This is a genomic window from Saccharothrix sp. DSM 118769 (genome assembly GCF_052936295.1).
Genome location: NZ_CP193627.1, coordinates 8,809,379 through 8,823,828, shown reverse-complemented (window position 1 = coordinate 8,823,828; position 14,450 = coordinate 8,809,379). Strand labels below are relative to the sequence as shown.

At 75.2% G+C, this 14,450-nt stretch carries 14 protein-coding genes; 12 read left to right on the top strand and 2 right to left on the bottom strand.

All coding sequences use genetic code 11. The features are described from left to right. Positions 1-10 precede the first annotated feature (10 nt). The gene (locus ACRAKJ_RS37540) at positions 11-517 is read left to right on the top strand and encodes a YbaB/EbfC family nucleoid-associated protein (RefSeq protein WP_438924268.1); all 507 of its coding nucleotides are present in this window, start codon (positions 11-13) and stop codon (positions 515-517) included. Beyond that, entirely contained in the window at positions 514-1,383 is an 870-nt protein-coding gene (locus ACRAKJ_RS37535; protein ID WP_438924267.1) for a hypothetical protein, read from the top strand. Before ACRAKJ_RS37540 ends, ACRAKJ_RS37535 begins: the two co-directional genes overlap by 4 nt. 37 nt (positions 1,384-1,420) lie before the next feature. Here ACRAKJ_RS37535 and ACRAKJ_RS37530 read toward each other — a convergent pair whose 3' ends face one another. Continuing rightward, complete coding sequence (locus tag ACRAKJ_RS37530) at positions 1,421-2,980, bottom strand: bis-aminopropyl spermidine synthase family protein (RefSeq protein ID WP_438924266.1); 1,560 nt, start codon at positions 2,978-2,980, stop codon at positions 1,421-1,423. A gap of 103 nt (positions 2,981-3,083) precedes the next feature. On the opposite strand from ACRAKJ_RS37530, the gene ACRAKJ_RS37525 reads away from it, so the two are divergent. The 4 genes from ACRAKJ_RS37525 to ACRAKJ_RS37510 are packed head-to-tail and all read left to right on the top strand — an operon-like array spanning position 3,084 to position 6,400. Further along, positions 3,084-4,133, top strand: a complete 1,050-nt coding sequence (locus ACRAKJ_RS37525) for an ATP-binding cassette domain-containing protein (protein WP_438924265.1) — start codon at positions 3,084-3,086, stop codon at positions 4,131-4,133. After that, entirely contained in the window at positions 4,126-4,782 is a 657-nt protein-coding gene (locus ACRAKJ_RS37520) for an ABC transporter permease subunit (RefSeq protein ID WP_438924264.1), read from the top strand. The genes ACRAKJ_RS37525 and ACRAKJ_RS37520 overlap by 8 nt, the downstream gene beginning before the upstream one ends. Further along, the gene (locus ACRAKJ_RS37515; protein ID WP_438924295.1) at positions 4,782-5,519 is read left to right on the top strand and encodes an ABC transporter permease subunit; all 738 of its coding nucleotides are present in this window, start codon (positions 4,782-4,784) and stop codon (positions 5,517-5,519) included. Before ACRAKJ_RS37520 ends, ACRAKJ_RS37515 begins: the two co-directional genes overlap by 1 nt. Beyond that, the gene (locus tag ACRAKJ_RS37510; RefSeq protein ID WP_438924263.1) at positions 5,516-6,400 is read left to right on the top strand and encodes a glycine betaine ABC transporter substrate-binding protein; all 885 of its coding nucleotides are present in this window, start codon (positions 5,516-5,518) and stop codon (positions 6,398-6,400) included. The genes ACRAKJ_RS37515 and ACRAKJ_RS37510 overlap by 4 nt, the downstream gene beginning before the upstream one ends. A 94-nt stretch (positions 6,401-6,494) precedes the next feature. Here the strand turns inward: ACRAKJ_RS37510 and ACRAKJ_RS37505 are convergent, their stop codons facing one another. Next, positions 6,495-7,262 (bottom strand): IclR family transcriptional regulator domain-containing protein, encoded by a 768-nt coding sequence (locus ACRAKJ_RS37505; RefSeq protein ID WP_438925752.1) that lies wholly within the window; start codon positions 7,260-7,262, stop codon positions 6,495-6,497. Positions 7,263-7,306: 44 nt separating this feature from the next. On the opposite strand from ACRAKJ_RS37505, the gene ACRAKJ_RS37500 reads away from it, so the two are divergent. From ACRAKJ_RS37500 to ACRAKJ_RS37475, 6 genes are all read left to right on the top strand, one after another. Further along, on the top strand, positions 7,307-7,786 hold the full coding sequence (locus ACRAKJ_RS37500) for a SigE family RNA polymerase sigma factor (RefSeq protein WP_438925751.1): 480 nt from the start codon (positions 7,307-7,309) through the stop codon (positions 7,784-7,786). Further along, positions 7,783-8,760 (top strand): hypothetical protein, encoded by a 978-nt coding sequence (locus ACRAKJ_RS37495; RefSeq protein WP_438925750.1) that lies wholly within the window; start codon positions 7,783-7,785, stop codon positions 8,758-8,760. Before ACRAKJ_RS37500 ends, ACRAKJ_RS37495 begins: the two co-directional genes overlap by 4 nt. A gap of 73 nt (positions 8,761-8,833) precedes the next feature. Beyond that, complete coding sequence (gene hutH, locus ACRAKJ_RS37490; protein ID WP_438925749.1) at positions 8,834-10,339, top strand: histidine ammonia-lyase; 1,506 nt, start codon at positions 8,834-8,836, stop codon at positions 10,337-10,339. Further along, positions 10,339-11,982 carry a urocanate hydratase gene (gene hutU / locus ACRAKJ_RS37485; RefSeq protein WP_438925748.1) on the top strand — a complete coding sequence of 548 codons (1,644 nt, stop codon included), beginning with the start codon at positions 10,339-10,341 and terminating at the stop codon, positions 11,980-11,982. Before hutH ends, hutU begins: the two co-directional genes overlap by 1 nt. Next, positions 11,979-13,172, top strand: coding sequence for an allantoate amidohydrolase (locus ACRAKJ_RS37480; protein ID WP_438925747.1), 1,194 nt, complete (start codon positions 11,979-11,981; stop codon positions 13,170-13,172). Before hutU ends, ACRAKJ_RS37480 begins: the two co-directional genes overlap by 4 nt. Beyond that, on the top strand, positions 13,169-14,449 hold the full coding sequence (locus tag ACRAKJ_RS37475) for a formimidoylglutamate deiminase (RefSeq protein ID WP_438925746.1): 1,281 nt from the start codon (positions 13,169-13,171) through the stop codon (positions 14,447-14,449). Before ACRAKJ_RS37480 ends, ACRAKJ_RS37475 begins: the two co-directional genes overlap by 4 nt. Position 14,450 lies beyond the last annotated feature (1 nt).

The window sequence follows — 14,450 nt, the reverse complement described above, 5'->3', positions numbered from 1 at the left end:
GGGGACGTGCGTGGACCCGGAACGGATGATCGCGGACCTGGAGGCGAAGGCGCGTGACCTCGCCCGGCGTTCGCGCGAGGTGCGCGAGGGCATCCGCGCCGCGTCGGCCACCGCCTCCTCGCCGGACGGCGCGGTGACCGTGACCGTCGCCCCCAACGGGGCGCTGCGCGACATCGCGTTCGCCCGGTCCGGCGAGGTGCCCGACGAGCTGCTGGGCGAGCTGGTGCTGGCGACCGTCCGCCGGGCGCAGGCCGAGGTGGCGCGCCGGGTGGCCGAGGTCGTCGAGCCCGAGTTCGGCGGCACCGAGGCGATGGACTTCCTGACCGGCTTCCTCCCGGCCGACGAGCCGGTGGCGCGCGTGCCGCTGCTGCCGCCGCCCGCCGTGCGCGCGGAGGAGGTGCCGGACGCCGCCCCCGACCTGCCGCTGCCGCGCAGCCTGCGGGGCTGGGACGAACCGGACCGGCGCGAACCGGACCGGCGCGAACCGGACGAGGGCGGGGGGACGGCCCGGCGGTGAGCGACCTCGACCTGCGCGCGCACGCCGGCGGCTCCCGCTCCGGCGACCCCGGCGGCTCCCGGTCGGACGGGGTGGCCGCCGGCCTGGCCCGCGCCGACCTGGGCGGTGACGCGTTCGGCCTGCTGCTGCGCCCCTTCGCCGAGGACGCCGCCCGCGTCGTCGACGACGTCCGCCGCGCGCTGGTCGACAGCCGGGTCGACGCCCCGAGGTGCGGGGGTACGGCCGCGCCGGGCCGCGGGCTGGCCGCCGCCTGGCTGGACACGCTGGGCCTCGCGCTGGACCCGTTCGAGGCGCTCGACGCGGCCGGGGTGGGCTGGCTGGTCGAGCACGTGCGCTTCCTGCGCGCCCCGCTGGACTGGCTGGAGGGCGACGGCGCGCGGATCAAGGAGGCGGTCGCGCGCTGGCGGCAGGCGTCGCTCGACCTGGACCGCCTCGCCCGCGACCGCCGCTACGAGGTGCGCGTCGAGGTGACCGGCTGGGCGCCGCGCGCGGCCGAGGCGTTCCGGCGGGCGCGGCTGGAGTCGGCGGACGAGGCCGAGGAGGCGTCCCGCGCCTGCGCCGCGGTCGCCGACCACGTGTCCACGGCGGGCACCGTCACCGCCGCCGTGCGCGGCATGGTGCGCGACCTCGTCGTCCTGTTCGCCCGCGAGGCGGTCCGCAACGCCGCGGTGGCGCTGGCGGCGGCGGAGGCGAGCGCCGGGGCGTCGGTGGCGGCGTTCGCGGCGTGGGCGGTCGGCCGGGCGGCGGCGGTGCTGGAGCGGATCACCGAGCAGGTGCTGAAGCTGCTGCGCGCGGTCGCCCGCATCCTGGGCAGGCTGGAGGAGCTGGCGGCCTCGCTCGGGGCGCCCCCGTCACCGAACCCCTGAGCCGCAGTAGCCCTTGAGCCCCGCAGGCCCGGGGCCGTCAGCGCGCCGACTCGGCGACCAGCGGCAGCAGGGCGGCGATCCGGTGGCGCGGCAGGTCGATCAGCCGCAGCTCCAGGTCGTCCGACTCGCCCACCGCCTCCTCGATCCGCTGCCTCGCCTCGCGCTTGGTCAGCGCGCCGCGCGACGCCGTGACCAGCGCCTCGCGCCACACGTTGCCGAGCTTGCCGTGCGCCCGCACCAGCACCTCGCGCACGGCCAGGCCACCGGTGTCCAGGGTCCCCGCGAGCACCTGGTCGGCCACCACGACGCAGTGCTTGCCGTCCGGCGTGGACCGCAGGTACCGCAGCGCGAACCTGGTGCCCACCAACGAGGCCAGGCCCTTCTGCCCCTTCTCGGACGCCACGTCGGGGTGGTTGTTCGGCACCAGCGCGGCCATCCGGCCCGGCGAGCAGGCGAGCAGGGTGCGCAGCAGCCACGGCCCGGGGTCGCCGGACAGGTCCACCGCGAGCGACGCCGCGCCCTTGCCGACCGGCTCCGCCCAGCCGGGCCGACGCGGCTTCGGCGGCGGCGAGGACTCCGGGCGCGGGGCGAGGTCCACCAGCGCCTCCAACGCCTCCGACCCGGGACCGGACGCCTCCACCGACTGCGGGCCGTGCGTGTAGATGGAGGTGCGCGCGGGCGCCACCGGTCGGCGCGACGTGGGCCGGCACACGTACAGGTCGGCCGCGCTGCCGATGGCCTGCGCGCCGTCGAACCGGTGGAACGCGGGCAGGATCGCCTCGAACACGAGCCCGAGCCGTTGCAGCTCCTGCTGCACCTTCAGCCCCAGCGCGGGCGTGCGGTCGCTGAACCCGTGCGCCAGCAGCACCCGCCCGCGGCCCGGGTCGGCGAGGCACTCGACGGCCCGCCCGGCGAACAGCGCCATGCCCTCCGGCGTGTAGGGCGGGTCGCTGAACACCAGGTCCGCCGACTCCAGCACGGCGGGCGGCAGGCCGAACCGGAAGTCCGCGTGCACGGTGGTGATCGACAGGCCGCGTTCGGCGGCCCGCGCGTCCACGTACTCCAGCAGCCGGTCGTCCACGTCGACCACGACCACCCGCACGTCGGGGTTCACCGAGCACACCGCGAGCGAGGTGAGGTCGTGGTCGCCCAGGCACAGCAGCGTGCGGCCGGCCAGGTCGTAGGTGGTGTCCAGCCACAGCGCGCGCTTCAGCGCGGTCTCCGCCGTCGCCTGCACGTGGTCCAGCGCGGCCAGCGGCGGCGGCACGTCGGCGATGTCGGCGAGGATCGTGCGCAGCTGCGCGGTGTGCCGGGACAGCAGCGCGCCGAACGGGTCCACGAGGTCGTCGCCGCCCACGCCGAACCCGGCGTAGTCGGCGGCGTGCGCGGGGGAGAGCCGGTACCGGTCGCCGTCGGTGTCCAGGTCGTCGCCGATCGCGGTCAGCAGCTCCTGCACGGTGCGCCGGGGCACCGCCGGGAGCCGCACCAGCTCGGCCAACGGGTGCCAGTCGCCGGCGAGCAGGTCGACGACGCGGCGGAGCCCTCGGGCGTGCGCGCCGCGCTCGGCCAGGAGCGCGCGGACTAGTTCGGTTGCCACAACCGGTGCAGCCTACTGACCGGAATCTGGAACGCCGTGCCACGGTCGGGCTAACGGGCTAGGGTCGACCGACGCTTGACGACCATCGGCGAGAGGACCCCGGGTGATCGAGTTCCGCGACGTGACCAAGCGGTTCGACGGCGGGACCACGGCGGTGGACGGGCTGGACCTCGTGGTGGAGGCGGGCACGATCACGGTCTTCGTAGGACCGTCGGGCTGCGGCAAGACCACGTCGCTGCGCATGGTCAACCGGATGATCGACCCCACCTCCGGCACGATCCTGGTGGACGGCGAGGACGTCTCCGACGTGGACCCGCCGACCCTGCGCCGCGGCATCGGGTACGTCATCCAGCAGGCCGGCCTGTTCCCGCACCGCACGGTGCTGGACAACGTCGCCACCGTGCCGCTGCTCACCGGCTGGACGCGCCGCAGGGCCCGCGAGCGCGCCGCCGAGCTGCTGGAGCTGGTGGGCCTGCCCGCCGAGCTGGGCCGCCGCTACCCCGCGCAGCTCTCCGGCGGCCAGCAGCAGCGCGTCGGCGTGGCGCGCGCGCTCGCCGCGGACCCGCCCGTGCTGCTGATGGACGAGCCGTTCAGCGCCGTCGACCCGGTGGTGCGCGAGGGGTTGCAGGACGAGCTGCTGCGGCTCCAGGCCGAGCTGGACAAGACCATCGTGTTCGTCACGCACGACATCGACGAGGCCGTGCGCATCGGCGAGAAGGTCGCGGTGTTCCGGACCGGCGGCGTGCTCGCCCAGTACGCGCCGCCCGTCGAGCTGCTGACCCGTCCCGCGGACGACTTCGTCGCGTCCTTCGTCGGCAAGGACCGCGGCTACCGCAGCCTGTCCTTCGTGGACCCCTCCGGCGTGGTGGTGTCGGACGTGCCCACCGTGCCGGAGGGGTCGCCCGCCGCGCCCGGCGACGGGTGGCGGCTCGTCGTGGACGCCGACAAGAGGCCGCAGGGCTGGGTCGCGCCCGACGGCGCCGCGGTGCCCGGCGGCTCGCTCTACGAGGTGGGCGCGCCCGTGCGCGGCGCCCTGGACGCGGCGCTGTCCTCGCCGTCGCGGCTCGGCGTGGCCGTCGACGCCGGCGGCAGGCTGGCCGGCGTCGTCACCGCCCGGCAGGTCCTCGACGTGATCGAGGGCCGCCGTGGGTGACGTCGTGACCTACCTGAGCGACGCCGGCACCCGCGCGGCGCTGCTCGACATGCTCCTCGACCACGTCTACCTGTCGCTGGTGCCGCTGGTCGTGTCCGTGCTGCTGGCGATCGTCCTCGGCCTGCTGTGCCACCGGTTCCGCCGGCTCAACGCGGCGCTGATCGGCGTGTCGAACATCGTCTACACGATCCCGTCGCTGGCCCTGTTCGCGATCATCCCGGCGATCCTCGGCACCCGGGTGCTCGACCCGCTCAACGTCGTCATCGCGCTCACCGTCTACACGACCGCGCTGCTCGTGCGCCCCGTCGCCGAGGCGCTCGACGCGGTGCCCGCGCACGTCACGGCCGCCGCCACCGCGATGGGCTTCCGGCCGGTGCGCCGCTTCCTCACCGTGGAGCTGCCGCTGTCCGTGCCGGTGCTCGCGGCCGGCGTGCGGGTCGGTTCGGTCAGCAACATCAGCCTGGTCAGCGTCGGCGCGCTCATCGGCACCGGCGGCCTCGGCACGCTGTTCACCGACGGGTTCCGCCAGCGCTACCTCGCGCCGATCGTCATCGGCATCGTGCTGACCCTGCTGCTGGCCCTCGTGGTCGACCTGCTGCTGGTGCTGCTGCGCAACCGGCTCACCCCGTGGGCGGGGGTGACCAGGTGATCTTCGCGGACGCGCTCGCGTGGCTGCTGGACCCGGCCAACTGGACCGGCACCAAGTCCATCCCGGTGCGGGTGGGCACCCACCTGCTGTACTGCCTCGGCGCGGTCCTGGGCGCGGCGGCCGTCGCCGTGCCGCTCGGGCTGTTCGTCGGCCACACGGGCCGCGGCGGCGTCGTGCTCGTCGGCACGGGCAACGCCCTGCGCGCCCTGCCCACCCTCGGCCTGGTCACGTTCCTGTACCTGGTCGCGGGCGGCGGCACGGCCGGCGTGCTGATCGGGTTGGTCGTGCTGGCCGTCCCGCCGATCCTGGCGGGCACCTACGCGGGCATCCAGGACGTCGACCGCGGGGTCGTGGACGCGGCGCGCGGCATGGGCATGACCGGCGCGCAGCGGCTGTGGCGGGTCGAGGTGCCCAACGCGCTGCCGCTGCTGGTGGGCGGTCTGCGCAACGCCACGCTCCAGGTCGTCGCGACCGCCTCGGTCGCGGCGTACGTGGGCATCGAGACGCTGGGGCGTCCGCTGCTCGACGGGCTGCGGGTGCTGGACTACGGGCAGTTCGTGGGCGGCGCGGTCCTCATCGCGCTGCTCGCGGTCGCGCTCGACGTCCTGCTCGCGCTCGTCGGTCGGCTGGTCGTGCCGACGGGTTTGCGGGTGTCCGCGCGTGCCGCGCGGGGACCGTCGAGGCGTCGGCGCCGGGAGGAACCGGTGCTCGTCGATTCAGGAGGAAGCACGGCATGAAGCGCACGTTGGCCGTCATCGTCGCGTCGGCCGCACTGGTGGTCTCCGCCTGCGGGTCCGCGGAGGACCTGAGCGGGAGCGACCAGCAGGCCGCGTCGGGTGAGGTCGTGGTCGGCTCGGCCGACTTCACCGAGAACAAGATCCTCGCCGAGATCTACGCGGGGGCGCTGAACGCCGCCGGTGGGAAGGCGACGGTCAAGGCCGGCATCGGCGCCCGCGAACTGCTCGTCAAGGCGTTGCAGGACAAGTCGCTCGGCGTGGTGCCGGAGTACACGGGCAACCTGCTCAACTACTTCGACAAGGCCAACACCGCCACCGAGGCGGAGGAGGTCTACGCGGCGCTGAAGTCGAAGACGCCGTCCGGCCTGGAGGTGCTGGCCAAGTCCGAGGCGGAGGACAAGGACGTCCTGGTGGTCACCAAGGCCACCGCGGACAGCGGCGTGAAGTCCATCGCCGACCTCGGCTCGGGCAAGTACGTGCTCGGCGCGGCGGGCGAGTGGGCCCAGCGCTGGGAGAGCAAGGTCAACGAGCTGTACGGGGTCTCGTTCACCGAGATCAAGACCACCGACGCGGGCGGCCCGATCACCGTGGACGCGCTGAAGAACGGCACCGTGCAGGTGATCAACCTCTACACGACGTCGGCCGACATCGCGGCGAACGACTTCGTCGAGCTGGAGGACCCGAAGGTCATGTACCCGGCGCAGAACATCGTGCCGCTGCTGCGGTCCGACGCGGTCGACGCCAAGGGCAAGGCGGCGCTGGACAAGGTCTCGGCGGCGCTCACCACCGAGAACCTCGCCGACCTCGTGAAGCAGGTGGACGTGGACAAGAAGACCGCGGCCAACGTGGCCGCCGAGTTCCTCAAGACCGTCTCGTTCTAGCCCCACCCGTCCCGACCCCCCGCGGCGGCCCCGGTCCACCCGGACCGGGGCCGCCGCCGTTGCGCCGGGAGCGACCGGCCCCACCGCGACCGCCCTACCGCAACCGCGAGGTCAGCTCGTCGGCCGTGCGCCGCGCCTCCGCCGCCAGGTCCGGCCACGTCCCGCCGCACTCGGCCTCGCACACGTGCCGGAACGTGACCGTGATCGCCGCGATCGGCCGCTCGCCGTGGTCGAAGACGGGCGCCGCCACCGACGCGAACCCGGCCGTCACGTAGCCGTCCTCCACGGCCCAGCCGCGCCGGCGCTCGGCGACCAGCAGGCGGCGCAGGGCGGGCAGGTCGGCGGGGCCGCGCCCGGTCCGGTCGACGAACGACGACACCCCCGGGAACAGGGCGCGCACCTGCGCCGCGGGCAGGTGCGCCAGGACGGCCCGGCCGGACGCGGTCAGGTGCGCGGGCAGCCGCACGCCGACGTCCGACACGATCGTCGTGGGCTGCCGGGGCTGCTCGCGCACCAGGTAGAGGGACTCCGCGCCGTGCAGCACGCCGAGGTGCGCGGTCCGCCCGACGAGGTCCACGAGCCGCCGCAGCAGGGGGCGCGCGAGCCGTTCCAGCGGGTCGTGCCGCAGGTAGGCGGAGCCGAGCTCGAACGCGGCCACGCCCAGCCCGTAGCGCCGCTCCTCGGGGAAGTGGGTCGCGAACCCGGCGGCGGCCAGCTCGGCCAGCAGGTGGTAGGTCGTCGAGCGGGGCAGCGCCAGCTCGCGCGCCACGGCGGCGGCCGACAGCGGCCCCGGTCTGCTGGCCAGCAGCCGCAGCACCGCGAGGCCGCGCCGCAGTGCCGGCACGTCGCTGCTGCCGCCCACGGGCCCATTCTCAACAAATCGGCGGCGGACCGCATTGGAGGGGTATGACGACCAGCTTCGAGGACTTCGCCACCGCGCAGGTCACCCCGCTGCTGCGCTACGCGACCGTGCTGACCGGCGACCCGCACCTGGCCCAGGACGTGGTCCAGGAGGTCCTCCTCCGCGCCCAGCAGCGGTGGGCGCGCATCGCGGCGGTGGACGCGCCGGTCGCCTACCTCAAGAAGATGGTCACCAACGAGTACCTGAGCTGGCGGCGGCGGTTGCGGCCGCACGTGCCGCTGAGCGACGTGGACCCACCCGATCCCGACGTCTCGCACCGCTACGACGAGCGCGAGGCGATGCTCCAGCACGTCGACAAGCTGCCCCGCAAGCAGAAGGCGGCCGTCGTGCTGCGGTACTACGAGGGGTACGACGACACCGAGATCGCCGCGGTCCTGGGCTGCTCCCAGGTCACCGTCCGCAGTCACGTCTCCCGCGCGCTGGCCACGCTGCGCGCGGCGCACCGGGTGAAGGAGGCGCTGTGAACGACGCCTGGAAGACCGGCACCGAGAAGTTGCTCCGGGACGCCCTGGAGCTGCGCGCCGAGCGCACCCCGCCGCCCGGCCCCGTGCTGGCCGCCCTCCACCGGCCGCGCAGGTCCGGCAAGCCGCTGTTCCTGGTCCTCGCGACCGCCGCCACGGCCGCCGCGGCCACCGTCGCGATCACGGCGGTCACCACCCGCCCGGTCGCCGAGACCGCGCCACCCGCCATCTCCGCCACGTCGACGTCCGCCCCCGGCCCGGCGGTGCGGACCGTGTCGCTGGAGTACTCGCCCGCGTGGATGCCCCCGGGGTTCGTCGAGCAGTTGCGGAGCTACGCGGCGTACGGCGTCGAGCGCGGCTACGAGGGGCCCGGCGGGAGCACGCAGGTGATCACGTTCGGCGTGAAGTTCCAGGACGTGGAGATGCTCACGGCCCGGATGGCGGAGGCGGCCCCGGCGGACCGGACGACCGTCCGCGGCGCACCGGCCTTCTACATCGGGGACCTGCTGTACTGGCAGCCCGAGCCGACCCGCTTCCTGTCCCTGTCGCCGCAGGGCGTGGCCGACCCGCGCGCGGTGATGAAGTCGATCGCGGAGTCGACCGCGCGCGACGACAGGCCGATGCCGGTGCCGGTGTCGCTGAACGGCTCGACGGGGTTCTCCCTCCACGGCACGGGCCTGGACCGGTGGACCGCGCAGGCCGGCGGCGAGCACCGGGGTCGCCCCTACGTGGTCAGCTTCGGCAGCGGCGACGGCCAGGTCGGCGAGCCCCGGCGGACCACCGCGCTCGGGCGCCCCGCCTCCTTCTACCCGGAGCGCGGCGTGCTGGTCGTGGAGCTGCGCCCGGCGCGGTACCTGGCCGTGCAGCGCGCCCCGGGCGCCCCGGACGACCTGGGCACCGAGGACGAGCTGGCCGAGGTGGCCGGGCAGGTCACGACCGACCCGAGCCCCAGGGTGGACTGGTTCGCCCGCTGGTAGGCCGTCTGGGATACCAGACACCATCGGGGGTTCCCGGGTCGTGCGGGCCCGGGAACCGGGGTGGGATGGGCCCATGCAGCAACCCGTGCAGCTGGGCCTCAAGCCCCTGACCCGCGACGACGTCCACGCCGTCGCCCGCGGTGGCGCGCGCGTGGAGATCACGGAGTCCGCCCGCGAGGCGGTCGCCGCCGCGCGGGCCCACATCGAGCGCCTGGCGTCCGCCGAGCAGCCGACCTACGGCGTCTCCACCGGGTTCGGCGCCCTGGCGGTGCGGCACATCCCGCCGGACCGCCGGGCCGCCCTCCAGCAGTCCCTGGTCCGCTCGCACGCGGCCGGCTCGGGGCCCGAGGTGGAGCGCGAGGTCGTCCGCGCGCTGGTCCTCCTGCGCCTGAAGACCCTCACCACCGGGCACACCGGCGTCCGCCCGGAGACCGCCGGGGCGATGGCCGCGATGCTCAACGCGGGCATCACGCCCGTCGTGCACGAGTTCGGCTCGCTGGGCTGCTCCGGCGACCTGGCCCCGCTGTCCGCCGCCGCCCTCGCGCTGACCGGCGAGGGGTTCGCGCGCGACGCCGACGGGGTGCTGCTGCCCGCCGCCGAGGCCCTGGCGAACGCGGGGATCACGCCGGTCCGCCTGGCCGAGAAGGAGGGCCTGGCGCTGATCAACGGCACCGACGGCATGCTCGGCATGCTGGTGCTCGCGATCCACGACCTGCACCACCTGCTCGACGTGGCCGACCTGACCGCGGCGATGAGCGTGGAGGCCCTGCTGGGCACCGACCGCGTGTTCGCCGAGGACCTGCACGCGCTGCGCCCCCACCCCGGCCAGGGCCTCTCGGCGCGGCGGATGGCCGGGTTCCTGCGCGGCTCGGAGATCGTGGAGAGCCACCGCGGCCCGGACTGCACGCGCGTCCAGGACGCCTACTCGCTGCGCTGCTCGCCGCAGGTGCACGGCGCGGCCCGCGACACCGTCGCCTACGCCGAGGTGGTCGCCGACCGCGAGCTGGCCTCCGCCATCGACAACCCGGTGGTGCTGGCCGACGGCCGGGTCGAGTCCAACGGCAACTTCCACGGCGCGCCGCTCGCCTACGTGCTGGACTTCCTGGCCATCCCGGTCGCCGACGTGGCGAGCATCGCCGAGCGCCGCACCGATCGGATGCTCGACGTGAACCGCTCGCACGGCCTGCCGCCGTTCCTGGCGCACGACCCGGGCGTCGACTCGGGCCACATGATCGCCCAGTACACGCAGGCGGCGATCGTGAGCGAGCTCAAGCGCCTGGCCGTGCCCGCCTCGGTGGACTCCATCCCGAGCAGCGCCATGCAGGAGGACCACGTCTCGATGGGCTGGTCCGCCGCCCGCAAGCTGCGCCAGGCCGTCGACGGCCTGCGCCGGGTCCTCGCGATCGAGCTGCTCACCGCGGCCCGCGCGCTGGACCTGCGCCACCCGCTCACGCCCGCACCCGCCACCGCGGCGGCCGTCGCGACGCTCCGCGAGCACGTCCCGGGCCCCGGCCCGGACCGCCACCTCGCCCCGGAGATCGCCGCCGCCGAGGAACTCATCCGGAATGGAGCGATCTGATGGTCCGCGCCGCACGAGGAACCGAGCTGACCGCGCGCAGCTGGCCCACCGAGGCCGCGCTGCGGATGTTCCACAACAACCTGGACCCGGACGTCGCCGAGCGCCCCGAGGACCTGGTGGTCTACGGCGGCACCGGCAAGGCGGCCCGCGACTGGCCGAGCTTCCACGCCATCTCGCGCGAGCTGGCGAACCTGGCCGACGACGAGACGCTGCTCGTGCAGTCCGGCCGCCCGGTGGGCGTGATGCGCACCCACGAGTGGGCGCCGCGCGTGCTGATCGCCAACTCCAACCTCGTGCCCGACTGGGCGAACTGGCCGGAGTTCCGCCGGCTGGAGGCCGAGGGGCTGACCATGTACGGCCAGATGACGGCCGGCTCGTGGATCTACATCGGCACCCAGGGCATCCTCCAGGGCACCTACGAGACGTTCGCCGCGGTGGCCGACAAGCGGTTCGGCGGCACGCTGAAGGGCACCCTGACGGTGACGGCCGGCCTGGGCGGCATGGGCGGCGCGCAACCGCTCGCGGTGACCATGAACGAGGGCGTCGCGCTGTGCGTCGAGGCCGACCCGGCCCGCGCCCGCCGCCGCGTGGAGACCCGCTACCTGGACGAGGTCGCCGACGACCTGGACGACGCGGTCGCCCGCGTGCTGGCGGCGAAGGCCGAGGGCCGCGCGCTGTCCGTGGGCGTCATCGGCAACGCCGCCGAGGTGCTGCCGGAGCTGCTGCGCCGCGACGTGCCGGTCGACGTCGTCACCGACCAGACCTCCGCGCACGACCCGCTGGCGTACCTGCCGGTCGGCGTGTCGGTCGACGACTGGGCCGACTACGCGGCGAGGAAGCCCGAGGAGTTCACCGACCGGGCGCGGGCGTCGATGGCGCGGCACGTGGAGGCGATGGTCGGGTTCCTCGACCGCGGCGCCGAGGTGTTCGACTACGGCAACTCGATCCGCGGCGAGGCGAAGCTCGGCGGCTGCGAGCGGGCGTTCGACTTCCCCGGCTTCGTGCCCGCCTACATCCGGCCGCTGTTCTGCGAGGGCAAGGGCCCGTTCCGCTGGGCCGCGCTGTCCGGCGACCCGGCCGACATCGCCGCCACCGACCGGGCGGTCCTGGAGCTGTTCCCCGAGGACGAGAAGCTCGCGCGGTGGATCAGGATGGCCGGCGAGCGGGTCGAGTTCCAGGGCCTGCCCGCCCGCATCTGCTGGCTCGGCTACGGCGAGCGCCACCGGGCCGGGCTCAAGTTCAACGAGATGGTCGCGTCGGGCGAGCTGTCCGCGCCGGTCGTCATCGGCCGCGACCACCTCGACTGCGGCTCGGTCGCGTCCCCGTACCGGGAGACCGAGGCGATGGCGGACGGCTCGGACGCCATCGCCGACTGGCCGCTGCTCAACGCGCTGGTCAACACGGCGTCCGGGGCGACCTGGGTGTCGCTGCACCACGGCGGCGGGGTCGGCATCGGGCGGTCGATCCACGCCGGGCAGGTCACGGTGGCCGACGGTTCGGAGCTGGCCGCGCGCAAGATCGAGCGGGTGCTGACGAACGACCCGGGCATGGGCGTGATCCGGCACGTGGACGCGGGCTACCAGCGGGCGGTCGACGTGGCCGCCGAGCGCGGTGTGGTCGTCCCGATGGCCGGTGAGCGGTGACCGACCTCGCGGACCTCGCCGACGTCGGCCGCGACGCCCGGCGCGGCGGGTACTCGCGGCACGGGTTCGACCGGGTGGAGCTGGAGCTGCGCGAGTGGTTCACCGAGGAGGCGCGGCGGCGCGGGCTGGACGTGCGGCCGGACCGCAACGGCAACCTGTGGGCGTGGTGGGGCGCGCCGGGGCCCGGCGCGGTGGTGACCGGCAGCCACCTGGACTCGGTGCCCGGCGGCGGGGCGTTCGACGGGCCGCTGGGCGTGGTGTCCGCGTTGCGGGCCGTGGACCTGCTGCGTTCCCGGGGGTTCCGGCCGGCGAGGCCGTTGGCGATCGTGGTGTTCGTGGAGGAGGAGGGCGGGCGCTTCGGCGTCGCCTGCCTGGGGTCGCGGCTGATGACCGGCGCGATCACGCCCGAGGCGGCGGCCCGGCTGACCGACGCGGACGGGGTCACGTTCGGCGAAGCGGCCCACGCGGCGGGCTTCGACCCCCTTCGGATGGGACCCGACGCACCTGCCCTGGCCCGCACGAGCGCCTTCGTCGAGCTGCACGTCGAGCAGGGCCGGGGCCTGGACGTGCCGGTGGGCCTGGCGTCGTCGATCCTGGCGCACGGCCGGTGGCGCTACACGTTCACCGGCGAGGGCAACCACGCCGGCGCGACGGTGATGGGGGACCGCCGCGACCCGATGCTCCCGGCCGCGCGGTTGGTGGTGGCCGCGCGGCAGGCCGCCAGTGACGGGGCGCGGGCGACCGTGGGCCGGATCGTGCCCAACCCCGGCGGCACGAACGTGATCGCCTCGTCCGTCGACGTGTGGCTCGACGCGCGGGCCGACGACGAGCCGCGCACCCGCGAGGTGGTCGAGCGGATCACCTCCGCCGCCCGCCTCGCCGCCGCCGACGAGGGGTGCGAGGTGCGGGTCGCCGAGGAGAGCTGGGGTGGCACGGTGCTCTTCGACCCTGCTTTGATGGCCGACGTGCGACGAGCCATCGGTGAGGACACCCCCGCCCTGCCCACCGGGGCCGGGCACGACGCGGGCATCCTCGCCGCGCACGTGCCGACCGCGATGCTGTTCGTGCGCAACCCCACGGGGGTGAGCCACGCGCCCGCCGAGTTCGCCGAGGCGGACGACTGCGCGGCGGGCGTGGTGGCGCTGGCCGCGACCCTGGAGCACCTGGCGTCCGCGGGAACCGCCCGGTGAGGAGCTACTGGTGCGAACGGGCGTGGCTGCCGGACGGCGTCGCCCCCCGCGTCCTGGTGCGCGTGGACCGCGGCCGGATCACCTCCGTGTCCACGGTGGACACCATCCCGCTCGGTGTGGAGCGGCTGCACGGCCTGGTGCTGCCCGGGTTCGCCAACGCGCACTCGCACGCGTTCCACCGGGCGCTGCGCGGGCGCACGCACGGCGGCGGCGGCACGTTCTGGACGTGGCGCGACGCCATGTACGAGCTGGCCGACCGGTTGACGCCGGACAGCTACCTGCGGCTGGCCCGCGCGGTGTACGCGGAGATGGCGGTGGCCGGCGTGACCGCCGTCGGCGAGTTCCACTACCTGCACGCCGGCGGCAACGAGATGGCCGAGGCGCTGCGCCAGGCCGCCCGCGACGCCGGCGTCCGCATCACCCTGCTGGACGCCTGCTACCTGGCGGGCGGCATCGGCGAGCCGGTGCGGGGCGTGCAGGCGAAGTTCTCCGACGGCACCGGCGACCGCTGGCTCGACCGGGTCGCCGCGCTGCGCGCCGACGACGGGATGCGGATCGGCACGGCCATCCACTCCGTGCGGGCCGTGCCGCGCGAGCTGCTGCCGCTGGTGGCGGGCGCGTTCCCGGACCGGCCGCTGCACGTGCACCTGTCGGAGCAGCCGGCCGAGAACCGGGCGTGCCTCGACGCGTACGGCCTGACGCCCACCGGCCTGCTCGCCGAGGCCGGCGCCCTCACCGGCCGCACCACCGCCGTCCACGGCACCCACCTGACGCCCGAGGACATCTCCCTGCTGGGTGGAGCGTCCTCCGGGGTCTGCTTCTGCCCCACCACGGAGGCCGACCTGGCCGACGGCATCGGCCCGGCCCGCGAACTGGCCGACGCCGGGTCGCCGCTGTCCCTGGGCAGCGACCAGCACGCCGTGGTGGACCTGCTGGCGGAAGCCCGGGCGCTGGAGCACGGCGAACGGCTGCGCACCGGCCGCAGGGGGCGGTTCAGCCCGGCGGAGCTGCTCGCGGCGCTGACCAACCACGCCTCGATCGGGTGGCCGGAGGCGGGGCGCATCGAGGTCGGCGCGCCGTGCGACCTGGTGTCGGTCAGGCTGGACTCCGTGCGCACGACGGGGGTGGAACCGGACCAGGTCGTGATGGCGGCGACCGCGTCGGACGTGTCCGTCGTCGTGGTCGGCGGCCGGGTGATCGCGCGGGACGGCGTGCACGAGACGCTCGGCGACGTGCCGAGGCTGCTGCGCGAGGCGCTGCGGGAAGTGCTCACCTGAG

Bases quoted from the DNA above. Each gene is read 5' to 3' on its own strand.
- ACRAKJ_RS37510 (WP_438924263.1), top strand. From the start codon at position 5,516: ATGAAGCGCACGTTGGCCGTCATCGTCGCGTCGGCCGCACTGGTGGTC.
- ACRAKJ_RS37500 (WP_438925751.1), top strand. From the start codon at position 7,307: ATGACGACCAGCTTCGAGGACTTCGCCACCGCGCAGGTCACCCCGCTG.
- hutH (WP_438925749.1), top strand. From the start codon at position 8,834: ATGCAGCAACCCGTGCAGCTGGGCCTCAAGCCCCTGACCCGCGACGAC.
- hutU (WP_438925748.1), top strand. From the start codon at position 10,339: ATGGTCCGCGCCGCACGAGGAACCGAGCTGACCGCGCGCAGCTGGCCC.